The 19,262-nt window shown below is 61.7% G+C and carries 20 protein-coding genes and 3 pseudogenes; 12 read left to right on the top strand and 11 right to left on the bottom strand.

What is annotated here, in order from left to right:
- The 4 genes from I8N66_RS26170 to I8N66_RS26155 form a co-directional block, all read right to left on the bottom strand.
- Positions 1-663 (bottom strand): M20/M25/M40 family metallo-hydrolase (locus I8N66_RS26170; RefSeq protein ID WP_291160004.1); only part of this gene is annotated, 663 nt, incomplete at its 3' end.
- A 61-nt stretch (positions 664-724) separates the two neighbouring features.
- Positions 725-1,504, bottom strand: coding sequence for a transporter substrate-binding domain-containing protein (locus I8N66_RS26165; RefSeq protein WP_291160001.1), 780 nt, complete (start codon positions 1,502-1,504; stop codon positions 725-727).
- A 46-nt stretch (positions 1,505-1,550) separates the two neighbouring features.
- Positions 1,551-2,684, bottom strand: a complete 1,134-nt coding sequence (locus I8N66_RS26160) for an aminotransferase (protein WP_291159998.1) — start codon at positions 2,682-2,684, stop codon at positions 1,551-1,553.
- A gap of 30 nt (positions 2,685-2,714) precedes the next feature.
- Positions 2,715-3,656: an ornithine cyclodeaminase family protein gene (locus tag I8N66_RS26155; protein ID WP_291159995.1), complete on the bottom strand. Its 942-nt coding sequence runs from the start codon at positions 3,654-3,656 to the stop codon at positions 2,715-2,717.
- A 124-nt stretch (positions 3,657-3,780) separates the two neighbouring features.
- Between I8N66_RS26155 and I8N66_RS26150 the strand changes: the two genes are divergently transcribed.
- From I8N66_RS26150 to hisN, 6 genes are all read left to right on the top strand, one after another.
- Positions 3,781-4,350: an XRE family transcriptional regulator gene (locus tag I8N66_RS26150; RefSeq protein WP_291159992.1), complete on the top strand. Its 570-nt coding sequence runs from the start codon at positions 3,781-3,783 to the stop codon at positions 4,348-4,350.
- A 56-nt stretch (positions 4,351-4,406) separates the two neighbouring features.
- The gene (locus I8N66_RS26145; protein ID WP_223737182.1) at positions 4,407-5,915 is read left to right on the top strand and encodes a PLP-dependent aminotransferase family protein; all 1,509 of its coding nucleotides are present in this window, start codon (positions 4,407-4,409) and stop codon (positions 5,913-5,915) included.
- 286 nt (positions 5,916-6,201) lie between these two features.
- Positions 6,202-6,996, top strand: a complete 795-nt coding sequence (locus I8N66_RS26140) for a transporter substrate-binding domain-containing protein (RefSeq protein WP_291159985.1) — start codon at positions 6,202-6,204, stop codon at positions 6,994-6,996.
- A gap of 58 nt (positions 6,997-7,054) precedes the next feature.
- On the top strand, positions 7,055-7,753 hold the full coding sequence (locus I8N66_RS26135; protein WP_162768799.1) for an ABC transporter permease subunit: 699 nt from the start codon (positions 7,055-7,057) through the stop codon (positions 7,751-7,753).
- The gene (locus I8N66_RS26130) at positions 7,750-8,478 is read left to right on the top strand and encodes an ABC transporter permease (protein WP_291159982.1); all 729 of its coding nucleotides are present in this window, start codon (positions 7,750-7,752) and stop codon (positions 8,476-8,478) included. Before I8N66_RS26135 ends, I8N66_RS26130 begins: the two co-directional genes overlap by 4 nt.
- On the top strand, positions 8,471-9,247 hold the full coding sequence (gene hisN / locus I8N66_RS26125) for a histidinol-phosphatase (protein WP_291159978.1): 777 nt from the start codon (positions 8,471-8,473) through the stop codon (positions 9,245-9,247). Before I8N66_RS26130 ends, hisN begins: the two co-directional genes overlap by 8 nt.
- Before the next feature lie 319 nt (positions 9,248-9,566).
- On the opposite strand, the gene I8N66_RS26120 is transcribed toward hisN, so the two are convergent.
- The 5 genes and pseudogenes from I8N66_RS26120 to I8N66_RS37600 all read right to left on the bottom strand — a co-directional run.
- Complete coding sequence (locus tag I8N66_RS26120; protein WP_291160017.1) at positions 9,567-10,007, bottom strand: hypothetical protein; 441 nt, start codon at positions 10,005-10,007, stop codon at positions 9,567-9,569.
- Positions 10,008-10,226: 219 nt separating this feature from the next.
- A pseudogene (locus I8N66_RS26115) lies at positions 10,227-10,688 on the bottom strand (invasion associated locus B family protein); the annotation flags it as partial.
- 22 nt (positions 10,689-10,710) lie between these two features.
- The gene (locus I8N66_RS26110) at positions 10,711-10,845 is read right to left on the bottom strand and encodes a hypothetical protein (RefSeq protein ID WP_291159974.1); all 135 of its coding nucleotides are present in this window, start codon (positions 10,843-10,845) and stop codon (positions 10,711-10,713) included.
- 81 nt (positions 10,846-10,926) lie between these two features.
- Positions 10,927-11,154 carry an autotransporter domain-containing protein gene (locus I8N66_RS37605; protein WP_365887875.1) on the bottom strand — a complete coding sequence of 76 codons (228 nt, stop codon included), beginning with the start codon at positions 11,152-11,154 and terminating at the stop codon, positions 10,927-10,929.
- Positions 11,155-11,179: 25 nt separating this feature from the next.
- Positions 11,180-11,407 (bottom strand): annotated as a pseudogene (locus I8N66_RS37600) (autotransporter outer membrane beta-barrel domain-containing protein); the annotation flags it as partial.
- Between the two features lie 28 nt (positions 11,408-11,435).
- Here I8N66_RS37600 and I8N66_RS26100 point away from each other — a divergent pair.
- Positions 11,436-11,711 (top strand): annotated as a pseudogene (locus I8N66_RS26100) (aspartate aminotransferase family protein); the annotation flags it as partial.
- Between the two features lie 124 nt (positions 11,712-11,835).
- Here I8N66_RS26100 and I8N66_RS26095 read toward each other — a convergent pair.
- Positions 11,836-12,900, bottom strand: a complete 1,065-nt coding sequence (locus I8N66_RS26095; protein ID WP_291159971.1) for a LacI family DNA-binding transcriptional regulator — start codon at positions 12,898-12,900, stop codon at positions 11,836-11,838.
- 67 nt (positions 12,901-12,967) lie between these two features.
- Positions 12,968-14,158: a glycoside hydrolase family 88 protein gene (locus tag I8N66_RS26090; RefSeq protein WP_291159967.1), complete on the bottom strand. Its 1,191-nt coding sequence runs from the start codon at positions 14,156-14,158 to the stop codon at positions 12,968-12,970.
- 141 nt (positions 14,159-14,299) lie between these two features.
- On the opposite strand from I8N66_RS26090, the gene I8N66_RS26085 reads away from it, so the two are divergent.
- The 5 genes from I8N66_RS26085 to I8N66_RS26065 form a co-directional block, all read left to right on the top strand.
- Positions 14,300-15,226, top strand: coding sequence for a sugar ABC transporter permease (locus tag I8N66_RS26085; RefSeq protein WP_113538631.1), 927 nt, complete (start codon positions 14,300-14,302; stop codon positions 15,224-15,226).
- A gap of 112 nt (positions 15,227-15,338) precedes the next feature.
- Positions 15,339-16,112 carry a carbohydrate ABC transporter permease gene (locus tag I8N66_RS26080; RefSeq protein ID WP_291160014.1) on the top strand — a complete coding sequence of 258 codons (774 nt, stop codon included), beginning with the start codon at positions 15,339-15,341 and terminating at the stop codon, positions 16,110-16,112.
- Positions 16,113-16,146: 34 nt separating this feature from the next.
- Positions 16,147-17,229, top strand: coding sequence for a sn-glycerol-3-phosphate ABC transporter ATP-binding protein UgpC (gene ugpC / locus I8N66_RS26075; RefSeq protein WP_291159962.1), 1,083 nt, complete (start codon positions 16,147-16,149; stop codon positions 17,227-17,229).
- Between the two features lie 44 nt (positions 17,230-17,273).
- A complete protein-coding gene (locus tag I8N66_RS26070; RefSeq protein WP_291159961.1) occupies positions 17,274-18,557 on the top strand; it encodes an ABC transporter substrate-binding protein in 1,284 nt (427 codons plus the stop codon).
- Between the two features lie 76 nt (positions 18,558-18,633).
- Positions 18,634-19,262, top strand: a 629-nt coding sequence (locus tag I8N66_RS26065) for a DUF2264 domain-containing protein (protein ID WP_291159958.1), incomplete at its 3' end; no start/stop codon positions are given.

Here is a 19,262-nt window from a genome sequence, read left to right as displayed (position 1 = left end):
AGCAGAGGCCAGCCGCCATAGTGGATTATCGAATATCGCGCCGAGGCTGGAATGAAGATCCGCGCGCGCGGTCCGCACGCTCAGTTCGATCGCCAGCACGCCCTTGAAGCCCATGAGGACCACGGGTCTGCCATGTGAATCGACCTCCCCGAATTCCCACCAGCAGAGGTCAGCTCGAAGGTCCGGATAACGTTTCTCCAGGAAGCGTACGAGCGAAGGACTTCCGATTTCCTCTTCGCCCTCGACGATCCAGATCAGGCGGAAGGGTAAGGGGCCAGGGTGCCGTTCCCGGAACAGGCGCCATCCGGCAAGTCGGCTGACGAATTCGCCCTTGTCGTCTGCCGCACCGCGGCCGAAGAGCGCACCGTCGCGCTCCGTCAGGCTGAAGGCCGGTGCCGTCCAAAGATTGACAGGCTCTTCAGGCTGAACGTCGTAGTGGTTGTAGATCACCAGTGTGAAGGGGCCCTCACCGATTTCTCCGGTCACGAACGGACCGACGTCCCCTGGCTCGGTCGCAGTTTGGAAGCCGGCGTCGGCGAGGAGAGCGGCAACCTTATCGGCGCACGCATCGAGGCCTTCGACTCGGGCGCTGACGGAGGGGATCGCGACGAGGTCCGTCAGGTCTCGCCTCGCTTCGATCTTGATATGGTCTGGGAGTGTCATCGTCCAATTCCTCTCGCGAGGAGGCGGGCTTGCTCGCCCCCTCGCGTGGTTCACGTGTTCGTCATTTCTTGGAAATGTCGTAGCCGAACCACTTTTCGGAGATCGTCTTGATTGTGCCGTCGGCGAGCATCGCTGCCACGGCCTTGTCAACCTTGGCAGTGAGTTCCGTGTTGCCCTTGGCGATGGCGACGCCCTGTCCCTTGCCGAATTCGGGGAAGTCCGCGCTGGTCAGGAGCGGGCCGGCATAGACCAGCTTGTCAGCGCCACGATCCTTCACAAGCGGCTCAAGTGCCGATCGCTCCATCAGGCCGGCATCGATGCGTCCGGCAACAACGTCGTCGGCAATCTGGTCCGGGCGGTCATAGACGCGCACATCCGCGTCCGGGAAATGGGCGCGAACCACCTGCTCATGGGTCGTCCCGGTCTGTACGCCGATGGCGACTTTCGCAAGCTTGTCCTGCAGGTCCTTTGCGGACTTCGCCTCGGCAACCAGGCTGTCCGCGGCAACGACCATCGCGTTCGGGGCGTCCGCGTAGGCGACGGAAAAGTCGACCTTCTGCGCCCGTTCCTCGTTGATCGAAACGCCTGAGATCACCAGGTTGAATTTACCGACCTGCAGGCCCGGCAGCAGACCGTCATAGGCCTGGTTCTGCCATGTGCAATTCGCCTCGATGCGCTTGCAGATTTCGTTGCCGATGTCGCGGTCGAAACCGACGACCTCGCCGCTGGCATCGACGGATTCCCACGGCGGATAGTCCGCGCTCGTGCCGACCCGCAGATCTTCTGCACCAGCGACACCCGCTGCAAGCGTAAGCGTAATCACGGCAAGCAATCTCTTCATGTTCACTCCCCTTTCGTTACGAGACATTGCATTTTCAGTGCACCGATCACGCGGCGGCGGTCTGATAATCCTTCAGGAACTCAGACATGCGCTTCAGGCCTTCCTGAAGGGTGGTGCCGTTGTTGGTGAAGCCGATCCGGACATAGCCTTCCATGTCCATCGCGCTGCCAGGCGTCAGCATCACGCCGGTACGTTCCAGAAGCCGGATGCAGAACTCTTCCGAGGAAATGGGCAGATCGTATTTGAGGAGTGCTGTCGTGCCGGATTTCGGTTTGATCCAAGAGATCAACGGTTCGTTCTCGACCCAGTTCGAGAGCACGGCGAGGTTGGTGCGCGTGATCGCCTGGCTGCGCGCGAGAATCTTGTCGCGGTTCTCCAGCGCAATGGCTGCGAAATGATCGTCCAGCATGCCGACGCTGATCGTGTTGTAGTCGCGATGGACGGAGACTGCGTGGATCAATTCCACGGGAGCGACGATCCATCCGAGACGCAGGCCGGCAAGCGCGAAGGTCTTGGACATGCTCGCGGTGCTGATGCCCTTTTCATAGAGGTCGGCGATCGAGGCGGTCATGCCGTCGCCTTCCTGGTCCGTACCGCGATAGACCTCGTCACACAGGATCCATGCGCCGCAGGCGCGGGCGATCTCGACGATTTTCTCCAGATAGGCGCGATCCATCAGCGAGCCCGTCGGATTGTTCGGATTGTTGATGGCGATGAGTTTCGTGCCCGGTGTTGCAAGGCGCCTCAGCTCTTCCAGGTCTGGCAAGAATCCAGTCTTTTCCGTGAGCTTGAGGATTTGCACGTCGGCGCCGTAGCTTTCCGGGATGGAATAGTGCTGCTGGTAGGTCGGCAGAACCGAGATCACTCGGTCACCCGGCTCGACCAGCGTTGCGTGTACCAGGGCATTCGCGCCGATGGCGCCGTGCGTGATCACGACATTGTCTGCACCTGGCTTTTCGTAAAGGCCGGCAACCAGCTTGCGGAGGCGTTCGCTGCCTTCGATGGCGCCGTAGGTGAGCTTCATCGGGAGAAGCTCGGAGAGGATCGTGTCGGTCTTGCCGGCCATCTCAAGTAGCTCGGCGACCGTCAGCGACTCGACGCAGGTCTCGGCGATGTTCCAGTCGCATCTGGTTTCGTAGCGGTTCATCCAGATCTCGACGCCGAAATTACGAATCTTCATGGCCTATCTCCTGTGCTGTCTTGGAATTGGTTAAGAGCGCGCTGCGGAAAGCAGGGCGCTGGCGATTGCGATGTCTTCGAGCCCGAGTCCGATCGAACGGAAGAAAGCGGGCCGGCCGGTGTCCCGGGCGGGTGCCCTGCCCGACAACAGTTCAGGCAGGTCGCCAACAAGGCGATCGGTGCTCCACTGGCCATTTTCTATGGCAAGTTTCATCTCGCCGGCTGCGGCAGGCGTTGTGGCCCGATAGTCGCAATAGACCTCGAACCGATTGAGCGTGTCGGGGGCAATCTCGTGGGCGTTGGCGACATTGGTGCTGATGGATGTGACGAGTACGCCCGCCCCGATTCTCGAAGCGTCGATGACCGGGGTGCCGGACGAGGTGCACAGCATGACCACATCGGCGCCTGCCGCGGCCGCGTCGGCATCGGTGGATGTCGTCACCGGGCAGCCGGATTCGAGCCGGGTCGGCAGACCGTGCCGGGAGGCAACATCCGGAGAGCACAGACGAACTTCCTGCCACGGACGGATCGTTGTGGCATGACGCAGGTGCGCGACACCGATTTCTCCCGTGCCGATGACCGTCAGGGTCTTGGCATCCTTCGCAGCCAGTCGATCGGCCGCAATTGCGGTGGTCGCCGCCGTTCGTTCGGTCGTCAGGCGTTTGGAATCGCACAGGAGCAACGGCTTTCCGGTCGCCATCGACATCAGCAGCGTCCAGGCGGTAACGGTCGCCCCATTCGGGCCTGGGATATAGGGCGACAGCTTGGTGCCGAAGACACCATCGCTTCCGAGAACGCCTGGATAGGTGATGAAGTCTCCACCCCCCGTCGGGAACAGGCTCAACGTCTGTGGTGGCTGCACAGCCTGTCCATCGGCAATTGCGATGAACATACGCTCCAGGGCTGCGCGCACATCTGTGCGGGGCAAGAGTCGGGTGATATCTTCGTCGTTGAGTACGACCAATTTCTGCATTGTGACGATCCCAAAAAGGCGTGCGAAGTCACGCTGCATGGACGCCAAAGCCTTGGCGCCCCATGCAGGGCAAGACGCACAGAAATGTGTTGAGCTGTGAAAGCCGGTAGTCTAGAAGGACCATATGAGCAATATATTGCACAGTCAAGACCGGGCCGATGTGTTGGCCCACGTTTCCGGAAACCTGCGCCGCTTGAGGCTCGCCTCCGGCTTGAGCCAGACAGCGCTGGCCGATGCATCCGGTATCAGCCGGCGAATGATCGCCGCGGTCGAGAGTGGCGACGCGAACATCAGCCTTTCCAGCCTCGATAAATTGGCGACAGCAATGGGCGTGGACTTCGTCGAGTTGGTGCGCGATCCGTCGCGGGAGACGCGCGCCGAGATCAACGAGGTCACCTGGCGCGGAAGTCAACCGGCCAGCGCCGCCACGCTGCTTTGTTCGGCACCCGCCTCGCGGGAAACGCAGATGTGGCTGTGGACCCTTGGCCCGGGCGAAAGCTACGTGGCCGAGCCGGACCCGGAAGGGTGGCACGAGATGCTTTTCGTCGTCGAAGGAGCGCTGCGCTTGATCCAATCGGGCGAGGCGCGGGACTATGCCGCGGGCGAGTTTGTCTCCTACAGCACGGCCCAGCACTATTCGTACTGCAACGTCGGGAAGAAGATCGTTCGCTTCATTCGCAACGTCGTCTCGTAGATGGAAATACCGCCCGGCGGGGAGATAGTGCGCGGCTCCGTACAGGGATTTCTCGAATGGCCTCAGCGAAACAGTTCAACTATCCCGTTTGGACCATGGTCGTTCGAGAAAAATCCGGTGGGCCGACGTTGCAGGAGCAGCTGTTCATCCAGTTGCGCCGGCTGATCGTCAACGGACAGCTCGCACGCGGCGCTCGTCTGCCGGCCAGCCGGTCGATGGCGACCGATCTCGGGATATCGAGAAATACGGTCAACATGGCCTATGATCGTTTGGCGGCCGAGGGCTATATCAGGCGTCGCCCGAGTTCCGGCTTCTACGTGGAAGAGAGCCTTCCAGAAGATTCGGTTCGGCCTGGAGGAGAAAGAGGCCAGCCGCCTTCGAGTTTACCCGTCGCGCTGTCTGCACGGGGGCGGGAGGCGTCGATACGGCATTGGAGCTGGTCGCGCCAGGACAAGTTCGATCTCAGCCCTGGCATGCCGGCGCTGGATATCTTCCCCTACAAGCAGTTCGGCAAGATCGCTGCCAACTATTGGCGACGCTTCGCGGTTTCTGATCTCGGCTATGGCGAAGGCGGCGGCCTGGCGGCGCTTCGCCAACAACTCGCCATCTATCTCAGCGAGGCGCGCGGTATCCGATGCGAGGCTGACCAGATTATCGTCGTGGGAAGCACGCTTCAGGCCGCCAATCTCGTCGCGCATGTTCTTCTCGACGCCGGTGACGTCGTCGGCGTGGAGGATCCGGCCTACGCGACGCTGTTGTCCACCCTGCGTTCGGCGGGGCTTCGGCTCACACCCGTGCCCGTTTCTGGTGACGGATTGAACCCTGACGACATCGCGCATAGCGCCGCGGATGCCCGGATGATCCTGGTTTCGCCGGTCGGCCAGTTTCCTGCAGGTGCAACCATGTCGGAACCGGCGATTGAACGGCTTCTCGCCTGGGCCAATACGTCGGAGCGCTGGATATTCGAGGACGACTTCAACAGTGAGATCAGATGGCGCGGTACGCCGCTCGTGCCGCTTGCCGCGCGCAAGGGTGGCGAGCGGGTCATCCATGTCAGCTCCTTCAATCGGGTGCTCGCCCCCGGGCTGCGGCTTGCCTACCTCGTCGTGCCGCGCGAGCTGATCGCCGCCTTCACGGCAGTGCAAGACAGCCTTTCCTGTTATGCGCCGCTGACCCACCAGCATACGGTCGCAGACTTCATGGCGAGCGGGGAACTCGCATCTCATATCCGGCGCACGCGCGCCCTCTACAGGGATCGTGCCACGGCGATGATGACGTCCCTGAAAGAAAAGCTGGGCGACGTGTTCAATATTCCGGAACTGGACGCCGGTCTCCATCTGACGCTTACGGCGCGCGAGCCCTTCGACGACGTCGAGCTCTCGCGGCTCTTGCGCGGAGCCTGGATCGATACGCCACCGCTCTCTTCCTATTGCATTGAGCGGAAGGATCTTTTTGGTCTCGTCACGGGATTTGGAAACCTTTCCCCCGAGCGGTTGGCCGGGGCGGTTCAGCGGATGGAGCTGGTCACGAGGCGGTTTCTGGAAAGAGCCGGCAAGTCCTCCTGAAATGCAATCCGGTACCAAAAGTTTATAAGAATTGGTACTTTAGCTCACTCTGCTTCCGAGCCATCCTTTGTTCCAGAAGACAGGTTCTGGAGGGAGGCCAGAATGCAAGTCGGATCCAAAGACATGACCACATAATCGCGCGCACCAGTATCGCCGGAGCAGCTACGTGCTGCTGGCTGTGAACACCGGTCGCCGCTCGCGACACCTCACATGCAGCCGCCCGCTTAAAGGCAGCTGCCCTGTTCCCCATGCCGAAAAACCGCAGCCTTATGACAAGGGAGGTCTCATGAAAAAGATCATCGCATTCGCCTTCGCCAGCCTTCTGCTCGGCGCAACGTCGTCGCAGGCCGCCGCGCTGAAAGTGGCAGCCGACTGCACCTATCCCCCGTTCGGATATCAGGACGCCAACGGAGAAATCAAAGGCTTCGACGTCGATGTCGCGCTTGCCGTCGGCAAGCAGATCGGCAGCGAGGTCGAAATCATCTGCCAAGCCTGGGACGGCATGATCCCTGGCCTGCTCGCCGGCAAGTACGACCTGATCTCCGCATCGATGTCCATCACCGAGGAGCGGCTGCAGAGCATCAACTTCTCCGTTCCCTACCGCTCGTCGGCCGCCCGCTTCGTCGGCCTCAAGACCTTGGATGCCAAGCCGGTGACGGATGCGGGTGAGCCGAACCCGGAAGGCGTTGCCGGTAAGACCATTGGCCTTCAGCGTTCATCGACCTATGCGAAGTACATCGCAGAGAAGTACCCGCAGGCGACCGTGTCCGAATATGACAAGGTCGACAACATGATCCTCGATCTTCAGGCCGGCCGCGTCGATCTCATTTTTGCTGGCCCGATCAAGCTCGACAACGATTTCCTCAGCAAGCCGGAAGGCAAGGACTACGGTTTCGTCGGTCCCGAAATCGACGACGTGTCCTACTTCGGCCCCGGTATCGGTATCGGTATCCGCAAGGCCGACGAGGATCTTCTGAAGAAGGTCGACGGTGCGCTGACCGCCATGTTCAAGGATGGCAACTTCAAGGCGATCAACGAAAAGTACTGGTCGTTCAGCGTCCTTCCGGCCTCCGCAAAGTAATCCGCGACGACAACCGGACGGAGCCGTTTGACGGCTCCGTCTTTCTATGGAGACGACCATGGATCTCTTGCAGGGATGGGGCGATGAGCTCGCCCACGGCACCTTTTTGACCATGAAAGTGGCAGTGCTCTCGCTGCTCGTCGGCCTGTGCTGGGGTATGCTGGGTGCATTGGCCCAGATGTCGCCGAACCGGGCCGTGGCCTCCCTTGGCCGTGGCTTCAGCCTGGTTATGCGAGGCACCCCCGAGCTGCTGGTCATCCTGATCGTGTACTTCGGCGGCACGGTGGCGCTGACGAAGGCGGTCAACCTCTTCGTCGCGGATTTCGGCTTCGTCGAGGTGCCGCCTCTCCAGGCCGGCGTCTTCGCGCTCAGCCTCGTCTTCGGCGGCTATGCTGCCGAAGTCCTGCGCGGTGCGTGGCAATCCGTTCCGACCGGCGTGATCGAGGCGGGGCATTCGCTCGGCCTCGGGTGGTTCGTCATGTTCGTCAAGATCCGTCTGCCGCTGCTCATGCGCTTCGCATTGCCAGGCCTCGGCAACAACTGGATTTCCTTGATCAAGGATACCTCGCTGATCTCGATCGTCGGCTTGCATGAATTGATGGGCCTGTCGCAGATGGCCACCTCGGTCACCCGCCAGCCCTTCACATTCTATATGACGACCGCCCTGATCTACCTGGCTCTGACATTGGCAAATACGCGCCTCATCGCCTGGTTCGAAGGACGGCTGATGCGCGGCGAGAGGAGGTCCGCAGCATGAACTGGTCCCTGATGTTGGAGAGCATTCCGGCGCTGCTCTACGGTGCGCTTGCCACCGTGCAATTGCTCCTTATGACCCTTATTTGCGGCGGCCTGCTTGCCTTGCCGCTTGGCATCGTCGCCGCCAATGTCCGCCCGATGTTCCGGCTCCCGGTCATGGGCTACATCACCTTCTTCCGTGGAACGCCTCTGCTGGTGCAGATTTTCCTGGTCTACTACGGAGTTTCGCAATTCCAGATCGTCCGCAGCAGCGTCTTCTGGCCAGTCCTTCGCGAAGCCTGGTTCTGCGCACTGCTGACGCTCGCGCTTCATACCGCAGCCTACACTGCGAACATCCTGCGCGGCGCCATTCTCGCAATCCCGGCCGGCCAGAAGGAGGCGGCCATCGCCTTGGGCATGCGCCCCTCGCTGATCTACCGGCTCGTCATTCTTCCCCAGGCGTTCCGGATCGGCATGCCGGCCTATGGCAACGAAATGATCAGCATGATGAAGGCGACCTCGCTCGCCAGCACGATCACGATCATGGAGCTCACGGGCACGGCAAATACGATCGTCGCCCGGACCTATGCTCCCTACGAAGTCTTTATCTCCGCTGCGCTCATCTATCTCTGCGTCGCCTGGATGCTCTCGCGTCTGGTGCGGGCGATCGAGGCCCGCCTTTCCCGCCACATGCGCCCGGCCGTAGAGGCACAAAACACATTGAGGAGGGTAACCGCCCATGCTTGACCAGCCGCTTCACTTTTTTTCCAGTTTCGCCAACGAGATCGCCGATGTTGCGCGGCAGATCGTGCGCTCGGCCGCGGCCGGCCCGCGCCGCCCCGTTGCGAAATCGGATTCGAGCCCGGTGACGGAAACCGACCGCGCAGTGGAGCAGTCGCTCCGCGAACGCATCGCCGACCGCTTCCCCGACCATGGGGTGCTCGGCGAGGAGTTTGGCGCCGAGGGCCTGGGGGAAGAGTTCGTCTGGGTCATCGATCCTATTGACGGAACCAAGGCTTTCGTCGGCGGACTTGCTGTCTATGGCACGTTGATTTCATTGACGCATGGCGGGACGCCGGTCCTTGGACTTATCGACAACCCTGTCACCGGCGACCGCTGGCTGGGACTGTCAGGGCGCGCGACGACCCTCAACGGTGTTGCCATCCGGACCGCATCGACTGCTCTCCTTTCAGAGGCGTTCATGGCCAACGGCAATCCGGAACCGTTCCAGCAAAACGAGAAGGATAGCGTTGAGCGCCTGCGCCAATCCACGCGGTGGTGCGTCTATGGCGGGAGCTGCATGGCCTATGGCCGTGTCGCGGACGGCAGCATCGACATCAGCATCGATGGAGGGCTCGATCCCTATGATTATTGCGCCCTTGTCCCGGTGGTGACGGGTGCGGGCGGCTGTATCACGGACTGGCAGGGTCGGCCTCTCACGCTGACCTCTGGCAATCTGTGCCTTGCAGCCGCCAACGAAGCCTTGCATCGCCAGGTCCTCGAAATGCTGAATTGATGGCGATCTGACGGGAGGGCAGGGCTGCGATCAACGGCCTCCCGTCTCCGGAACGACAGGTCGCGCTCGGCCAAAGAACGTGTATGGCGCGACAGCAGCTCACCTCTATTCGTGCGCAGTCGAGCGAAGGCTGCGGTAGCGGGGTTCCTTCTCGCGATTTCGCTTCAAAGCGCCACAGCTGTGGCGCTTATGGTCTCGGGCTTTGTGGCGAGCGGCTCGCTGGTGTTCGGGGCCGACAGTGAAGCAGCCGCTTGCTGGTAGCGCTGGAAGCCGACCCTTGTAGTCAGCGTAGAGAGGACTGCGGACGGAGCGACGGCCCTTACTTCACCGTGATGGCAATGCCGCTGAGATCGGCGTTGACTTGCAGGCCGACCTGCTTGCCTGAAAGTTCGAGTTGGGCGCCCTTGTCATTGGTCATGACGATCATCTGGGCCCCCTTGCCGAGCGCGCCGCCACCACCCGCCGCACCGTAGACACCCGTTACATCTCGGGCGCGGCGAATGTGGCGAACGGTACCATGGAAATTGGTCTTCGAAGCCCCGAAGGCGAGGCCGCCCGAGATGCCGCCGACAGAGATGGGATAGCGGTGACCATGGAAGGTCAGCGTGCCTTCGCCTCCAGAACCACCCACAAAGAAGGCAGCCTTGTAGACTGAGAAGCTGATCTTGCCGCTGTCGGCGTGCGCAGAGCCGGCAAAGCTGATGCCTGCTGCAGCGATAACCGCAACCGCGACGGAACGAAATCTGGACGAAATCTTCATGATGCGAGTCTCCTCAAAATCGAGGCTTACCCAGCCAGGCGGGCACGTCAGCGTCATGCCAAAGTTACAGCTGAAACAGTCTCGCCCGTCATTAGTTCCAAGAACGCAACCAGAATCCGGCTGCGAGGCGGCCGAAACCAGGCGGGCGTGAAGGGCATCACGAAATCGGTCCGCAGTTTGGGGTTTCGACCAATTCTCCAGTGTTTCCACACGGTCGAGTGCCGTGCCGAATCCTTGCAAGGAGATCGAGAACGGAGCCGCCGCCCCGCCATCAGCGACGGTCTTGACCTTGAGCGCCGCGCCGGCGCGCAGCGCGACCAGTGTCGGGGCGTCGAAGATCACTGAAACGAGGCATCCGACCGGGACGCACGTGTGGAAGTGCACGGGCTGCATCGCCGGCCTGTCGTCGATCTGGAAGGTGACGCCGGGCTCAAGTGCCAGACCGAACGGCAGAACCAGCGTGCCCGACACAGTATCTACGGACGGTGCATTCAGCTCGATTGCAAGCAGGCGCTGTCCGTTTTGCTGTGCCTGGACCTGCGACAGCGCGCAACGCTTTGTGCTGCCATCCTGCACGCAGGCGACGCGCCAGTCCCTATAGGTCTCGTTCAGCGACGATGCGCCGCCCGGGAAGGACGATTCTGTTGCAGCAACGGCAGCTTGGCCACCAGCCTGGGCCACCTCGAAACGCTGCGGCGCGGGATCATCGTGCGGTGATCGGTGCCGCCTGGGTGGGGCTCGAAGACGCGAACTCCGGTACGAGGTATAGCGCCACGCCCACCGCAATCGCGAGCACTGCGGAAGAGAGTCCAAGGAAGCGGATATTGCTGCTGGTCATGCAAGGGCCTTCAGAACTTGACGCTGAGGTTGACGCGAGCGGACTGATCGGAGGCGTCTGAGCCGAACTGACCCGCATAGGTCACACCGAGCGTCGCAATTGGTGAAAGGGCGTAGTCGAGGCCGGCTTCAACCACAGCGCATCGCGCGCGATCGGAACCCCGGCGGTCAGGAACTGGTCGCCGCCGCCGGCAAAACGCATCGTCGACAGCGGCAACAAATCGCCAAAGGCGCGACGCCAGCCCGCCATGCCCTTGACCGTTACGGCCGCGCCGTTGAGGTCGAAGGTGGTCGAGGCGCGAAGGCCCAAACGTGGTCCAGCTCGTAGCCGTCGTGTCGCCCTCGCTGCTCAGCGCGGCCGTCCCACCGGTCTCGGTGACGTCATCAGTCTGAACACTCAAATGGGCGAGGTTGGCGAAGGGCTTAAACCGGGCTTCACCCATGGCGATGCCGTAACCGAGTTCGCCGAAGACCTGCGCCGTGCCCGCGTCGTAGTCGCCCTTCAAGCTGTCGCTGAAGCCGGGGAACATCACGGTCCGCGACGTTGAGACATCGTGCCAGGTGTAGGCGGCACCGGCCCGGTCGAGGCAGGTCGCTCAGCGGCTGACGAGCGAACCGGATTTCGAGATCGTCAGCCAACCGGTGCTCTCGCTCTTTTCCTTCCGTCACAAAGGCGAGGGTGACGCCGATGGGCACAACATTGCGCTTCTCAATGCCATCAACGACGACGGGCGCATATACCTGACGCAAACCCGCGTCGATGATCGCATCGCCATACGCTTCCAGGCGGGACAGTGCGAAATGACCCGCGAGGATGCCGATACCGCCTTCAGCGTGATCACGGAAATTGCTCGCGGAATGGGCTAGGGGGACATGCTGCGGCACGCGGGCTTGGTCATTCATCCGCGCAGGAAATGACATCACAAGCCGAGCTATCGGTCGGCAGTCAGAAAGGCGAGCGTACCCGCCCGACTTTCATGCCCGCTGCCTCTCACGCCCTTTTCGCGCGGCGGTCACTCCTCGGTGCAGCGACGGTGGAGCGTTCAACCAGGCGGACGCCGAGATTGACCCGGCGCACATTGATTTCGGGGTCGTTGATCCGTTCCAGCAGAAGCTGGATTCCGGCGCGGCCAAGCTCACCCCGGTCGATGCGCATCGTCGTCAGTGGCGGGCGGCTGTGCCGGGCGATGGCAATATCGTCGACCCCGATGATCGAGAAGTCTTCCGGAACCGCGTGACTGCTGGCTTCGAGAGCCTGCATGACGTTGATCGCGATCAGATCGGTGCTGCAGAAGAACGCGGTCGTGTCGGTGAAACGTCCCTGCTTTATGGCCTGCCGTATCGCCGGCGTGGTGTCGGGCTCTTGCAGGCCCATACGGCCGAGATCGAAGAGGTGCCTGTTTTCGTCGAAGGTCATCCCGGCCTCCTCCAGCGCGATCCGGAAGCCTTCGAGGCGCCGGCGCAACGACAGGCGGTGGGGAATTGTCACGTGCACGATTTCGCGGTGGCCGGCTGCAAGCAGCCTTTGCGCAGCGAGCCAGCCGGCAGACCAGTTGTCGGGCAGTACGCAGGAGAGCCGCATCGTCCGGTCCATGCCGTTGATGATGACGGCCGGGATGCCGCTATCGACAATCCTGTCGATCATGACGGGATGGTCCATGCCGAGTACGACAAGGGCGCCTGGCCGGATGTCGCGCAGAATGTCGGAGATTTCGCTGATGGCGATCTCCGGATCCAGCGAGACGAGCCGGACGTCGATCCTAAGCGAGCTTGTGCTGGCCTCTGCGAGGACGCCTTGGATCACGTCCTCGTAGAAAGCCGAACTTGCATAAAACTGCGCCGGCATCACCAGCACAGTGCTCTCGACGCCGGCGCGGATCAGCGAGCGCGCCGCACGAACCTGGTAACCCAGCCGCTCCGCATGGTCGAGGATCTTGCGCCGGCTCTCGTCGCCGACGCCACCGCGATTGTTGAGCACCTTCGATACGGATGCGACCGAAACGCCCGCGGCGTCGGCGATGTCCTTGAGTGTCGGAGCGTTCGATTCGTCATCCATATCGACGAAGATCCTAACTGGCCGCGGAAGGCGAGATTGATGGCGGCTGCATGGTCATGATCGTCCACTACCAGAAGAAGCGCGTGTGCCCAAGCGAACGCATCAACGCCTCCATGAAATAATAGTCACCATAGGGCAGCATCGCATCGGAGTAGCCGGCACTGGCATGGGCTGCGCCATGGGCGAGCAGCCCTTCGGCCTTCGGATCGCCGGTCAGGTCGCAACTGTCGAGCAGGCCGCCGATCAGGCGATCGCCGAATGCGTACCATCGCTGCGCCTCCTCCGGTTCACAAAGCCCGGCGAGGATGAAGATGCCGGCCGCCATGATCGCGCCCGCGGAACTGTCGCGGGGCGCTGACTTGGCATCGGGAACCGAATAGTCCCAGACCGGAACGTCGTCGTCGCCCATCAGGGCTTCGGCCTTGGCAGCCAGACGTCGGGCCGCGTCGGCGAAGTGAGGGTTGCCGGTGGTTGCCGCGCATTGCGCATAGCCATGGATCAGCCAGGCTTGGCCGCGCGACCAGCAGGAATCGTCCGCATATCCTTGATGGGTCTCCCCGAGCAGCGGTTTGCCGCTTGAAGGGTCGAACAGGAAGGTGTGGAAGCTCGTGTCGTCGGCGCGAACCAGGTGCTTCAGGGTCGTTTCGGCGTGGCCATCGGCGGCCTCGGCAAAATCGCCGCGGCCGGTCTCGCGGTGGGCCCAGTGTAGCAGCGCCAGGTTTTGCATCGTATCGACGATGACGCGCCCGTTGACGAATTCGGAGCGAATGCCGCCGTGGATCGGACGCGCATTCCAGGCCTGGATGTATCGTGCATCCGGGCGATAGCGCTCAAGCAGTCTTGCCGCAGCCTCAAGCGCGAGATCGCGAGCCTCCCGGTCGCCCGTCAGCATCCACTCCGCAACGCAGCTCAAAGAAAACTGGAAGCCGAGATCGTGGTCTTGCGCATCGCGATGGCGCAAGATGTCGCGAAACACGGCGCGGCGGGCTCGCGCGGCGTTCAGGAAGCAGGGATCGCCGGTGAGTTCCAGCGCAAGCCAGAGCTGGCCGGCGTGAAAGCTCACGACCCAGTCAAAGGGTCCGCAATAGCTCCACGTCTGATCCGACAGGCCGATCTTCGGATTGCGCAGACCGATTGTCGGCATGGTCTGGCGCAATTTGGCAATGCAGCGTTCCAGAGCTTGCTGGTGACGTTCGCGATTGGGACGATTGCCAACCATTTCGACCGCGTTGAAGTAGCTGTTTCGTTCGATGCGCATGATAAGCCTCACGTTGGTTTCGTGAAGTTTTCGCACAATTACGATAATTTCGTCAACTACGAAACTTTCTGTTGACGGGAAAATTTCTAACCGCTAGGAGTCGGATGCTCGGGAGGAGCCGGGCATCGTTGGAGAGGTACCATGTCCACACTAGGGACAATTGAAAGGCCGGCTGCTCGTGAGCGGTCTAGGTTCGGAGACAGTTTGGCTGGCTACGGCTTTCTGACGCCGTGGCTCATCGGCTTTTTTCTGCTGACGCTCGGGCCTGCGGTCGCCTCGTTCTATTTGTCTCTGACCGACTACAGCGGCCTTGGCGCAGCAAACTGGGTTGGCGCGGAAAACTACGTGCGCATCGCGACCGATGATCCGCGCTTCTGGACCGCGATGAACGTGACCTTCACCTTCGTGCTGTTGTCCGTTCCCTTGAAGCTTATCTTTGCGCTCACCGTGGCGGTGGCCCTAAACAGAGGACTGGAGGGGTTGTCGTTGTTTCGCGCGATCTTCTACCTGCCTTCGCTTGTGGGTGGCAGCGTCGCAGTTGCAGTACTATGGCGACAGGTGTTTGCCGGCGACGGATTGCTCAATCAGGCGCTCAACGCGCTGTTCGGTTTCGAAGGGCCAAGCTGGATCTCGAACCCTTCGACGTCGCTCTATACGCTCGTTCTCCTGGCGGTCTGGCAGTTCGGATCCTCGATGATCATCTTTCTCGCCGGTCTGCGTCAGATCCCGCAGGACATGTACGAGGCGGCAAGCATCGATGGCGCCGGCAAGGCGCGGCAGTTCTTCAAGATCACCTTGCCGCTTTTGACTCCGGTGATCTTCTTCAATGCCGTGATCCTGACGATCGATGCGTTCAAGGCCTTCACCTCGGCCTTTGTCATCAGCGACGGAACCGGTGGCCCGATCGACTCCACGCTGTTCTACACGCTCTACCTCTACCAGGAGGCCTTCACCAATTTCCGCTTCGGCTATGCCTCGGCGCTTGCCTGGGTCCTGGTGCTCATCATCGCCTTCTTCACCGCCATGTCATTCCTGACGGCCAGGTTCTGGGTTCACTACGATGACTGATGCCGCTCTTACAACGACCACCATTGCACCGCGCGCCGACGCCGGAGCGTCCGCCGCATCGCCATGGAAGCGCGCTCTGCTTTACGCGCTGCTCGTGGCGGTCAGCTTTCTCATGCTCTATCCGCTGCTCTGGATGGTTGCGAGCTCGTTCAAGCCGGACAGCGAGATCTTCACCTCGACGGGGCTGATCCCGACCGATCCGACGGTCGATGCCTACCGCCGCGGCTGGAGCGGCTTGAGCGTCGGCTTTGGCTGGATGTTCTTCAATTCGCTGGTGATTTCGCTGCTCGTCGTCATCGGCAACCTCATTTCTTGCTCGATGGCGGCCTATGCCTTCACGCGCCTGCGTTTCAAGGGTCGCGGCTTCTGGTTCACGCTGATGCTCGGCACCTTGATGATGCCGCAGCATGCGGTGTTGATCCCGCAATATGTGATGTTCCTCAAGCTTGGCTGGGTAAACTCCATCCTGCCACTCGTGGTGCCGAAGTTCCTGGCGATCGACGCCTTCTTCATCTTCCTGATGGTGCAGTTCTTCCGGGGCATCCCGCGCGAGCTCGACGAGGCGGCCATCATGGATGGTTGCGGCCCGCTGCGCATCTTCCTGAAGGTGATTCTGCCGCTCTCCACGCCGGTTTTGGCGACGGCAGCAGTCTTCTCGTTCATCTGGACCTGGGACGATTTCTTCGCGCCGCTCATCTACCTGAACGACATCGAAAAATACACCGCCCAGCTCGGTCTGCGCACCTTCGTCGACTCCACCGGGACGTCGGACTGGGGCTCGCTCTTTGCCATGTCGACGCTGACGGTGCTGCCAATCTTCATCCTCTTCATGCTGTTCCAGCGACTTCTGATCGAAGGCATCGCGACAACCGGCATGAAGCGCTGACACCAACTGGAATTGAGAGATAAGGACGGAAACGATGACGACGCTGGCTTTGAGCAAGATCAAGAAGAGCTTTGGCAATCTCGACATCATCCGCGGCGTCGATCTGGCGATCGGCTCCGGAGAGTTCGTGGTTTTCGTCGGCCCATCGGGCTGCGGCAAGTCGACCCTTCTGCGCATGATCGCGGGGCTCGAGCCGATCAGCGGCGGCGAACTTTCGATCGGCGGCGAGCGCATGAACGAGAAGGCGGCGAGCCAGCGCGGCATCGCCATGGTCTTCCAGTCCTATGCGCTCTACCCGCATATGAGCGTCTACAAGAACATGTCCTTCGGCCTCGAGACGGCAAAGATGCCGAAGCCAGAGATCGACAAGCGGGTCCGCAAGGCCGCCGACATCCTGCAGATTACCCATCTGCTCGACCGCAAGCCGAAGCAGCTCTCTGGCGGCCAGCGGCAGCGCGTGGCGATCGGCCGGGCGATCGTGCGTGCTCCGAAAATCTTCCTGTTCGACGAGCCGCTCTCCAACCTCGATGCGGAGCTTCGTGTCCAGACGCGCGTCGAGATTGCCAAGCTGCACAAGGATATCGGAGCGACGATGATCTACGTCACCCATGACCAGGTGGAGGCAATGACGCTTGCCGACCGCATCGTCGTCTTGCGCGCCGGGGTCATCGAGCAGCACGGCACGCCGCTCGAGATCTATAACCGGCCCGCCAACACCTTCGTCGCCGGCTTCATCGGCTCGCCCAAGATGAATTTCCTCGATGCCGTCGCAGGCGACATCCGCGACGGCGGTGTTTCGATCGATATTGCCGGCAGAAAAGCGCGGCTCCCGATCGACGAACGTATCGCGGCTGGCACAAAGGTCAGCCTCGGCCTGCGGCCCGAACATATCGGTATCGACGGGACCGGCGGGCTCGAACTCGGCGCGATGACGGTCGTCCATGTCGAGCATCTCGGCGGTCAGACCATCGTTTATGGCCGGCTCACCGACGGGCAGTCGCTGACGGTTGCTCTTGATGGCCAACGCCCGATCACTGCCGGCTCGACACTGGACGTCAGGATTGCCGCCGAAAACTGCCACCTGTTCGACGAGGCCGGCGACCGCATCGGTCATTGATCGCGAAGAGAGATCTCAAGAAACAAATCATGGAGGAGGAGAACATGATCAACAGACGCCACTTCTTGCGTAACGCCGGGCTTTTCGGGGCCGGTGCCACGCTCGCGACGATGCCTGCGTTCCGCGCCTTTGCGGAGGATTCCATGCGCCTTTATTGGTGGGGCACGCCCAGCCGAGCCGAGCGCACGCTTGGCGTTGCCAAGCTCTTCGAGGCGGCGCATTCCGGCGCCAAGATCGTCGGCGAAGTGGGCGGGAGCGATTACTGGGCCAAACTGACGACGATGATCGCCGGTGGGAATGCCCCGGACATTTTCCAGCTCGAGCCCAGCCGCTTTGCCGATTATAGCCGCCGGTCCACCAACCTGCCGCTCAACGACTATCTCGGCAAGGTCATCCGCACCGACAAGCTGGTGCCAGGGGTGCTCGATCTCGGAACGGTCGACGGCAAGGTGACCGGCATGCCGCTGTCGCTCAACGCCTTCGCGATGATCTATGACGCAGATGCCGTGGCCAAGGCCGGGCTTGCGCCGCCTTCGGCCAAAACCACCTGGGACGACTTCGCCAAGTTCTCAATCGACCTTACCAAGGCAATCGGCAAGAAGAACGTCTGGGCGGTTGGAAACGCGTCGCGCTACACATATGCCTTCGAGGCGTTTCTGCATCAGCGCGGCAAGAAGCTCTACACCGAAGCCGGAAAGCTCGGCTATGAGGCCGGCGATGCGGCCGATTGGTTCGGCTATTGGGAGAGCCTCACGAAGAACGGCGGCTGCGTCTCCGCCGAGATACAAGCGCTCGACAAGGTGCTGGTCGACAGCAACCCGCTGGCAACCGGCAACGCGGCCATCGCGATTGCCTTCTCAAACCAGCTGCCGGCCTTCCAGAAGATCTCCAAGAGCACGCTCGATATCACGTCGCTACCGGTCAGCAGCGCCGATGGTCCCTCCGGCCTGTTCTATCGCCCCGGCTTGCACTGGTCGATCGCAAGCACGGCGAAGAACCCGGAGCTGGCAGCGCAATTCATCGACTTTTTCGTCAACGACCTTGAGGCCGGCAAGATCCTTCAGGTCGAACGGGGCGTGCCCGTGAATACCGACGTGCAGACTGCTGTTCTTCCTTCGATTGACGCGACCGCGAAGAAGACGGTCGACTATGTCAACGGCATCGCCGGCCGTGTCGGAGCCTACCCGCCGGCCGTGCCGCTCGGCGCCGGTGAGCTTGACGAGCGTGTTTTCCGGCCGCTCGCCGACAAGGTCGCCTTCGGCCAACTGACGCCGGCCGAAGCTGGCAGCGAACTCGTTTCGTCGGCCGACCGCATTCTCAAGGCCTGAGCATCAGCTCGATTTTGCCGGACCGCGCGGGAAATCATCTTTCCCGCGCGGCAATGTTCGAACGGAAGCCCTTCGCATGACCGACACCATCTTTCCCAAAACCCTCTTCAAACCCTGGGCCGGCAATCCGCTGAAAAGCCGCGCCGATGTCGAGGCCGCCCTCAAGACGCTGGTGGAGCCGGTTGAACAATATCGGTCCGCCGGTGGCGCACGCATCCGGCTGGACGCGCATGCGGCGCATTTCGACCAGGCGTCCGCCGACATGGAGGGCTATTCGCGCTTGCTCTGGGGCCTGGCACCCGCCGAGGTCGGCGGCGCGACGTGGATCGATTGGATGCCGATCGCGCGCGGTCTTGCCAATGGCTGTGATCCGACACACCCGGAATATTGGGGCGACACGTTCGACCGCAGCCAGCGCCTCGTGGAACTCGCAGCGATCGGTTTTGCGCTGAGGCTGGTTCCAGACAAGCTCTGGGCGCCGCTCTCTGCGGCCGAACGGCGAAACGTCGCTGCCTATCTGCTCAAAGGCCATGCCTGCGAATACAGTGACAACAATTGGAAGTTCTTCCGGTTGCTCGTCAGCATGGGCTTGAGACACGTCGGGGTCGACTGTGATCGAGAACTCGACGACCAGTACCGGCAGGAACTCGACGCGTTCTACCTCGGCGATGGCTGGTATCACGATGGGGATACGCGCCGCGCCGA

The organism is Ensifer sp. SSB1 (assembly GCF_016652895.1).
GTDB lineage: Bacteria > Pseudomonadota > Alphaproteobacteria > Rhizobiales > Rhizobiaceae > Ensifer.
Note: the sequence above shows the minus strand (reverse complement) of the source record. Positions and strands in the feature narration are given on the sequence as shown.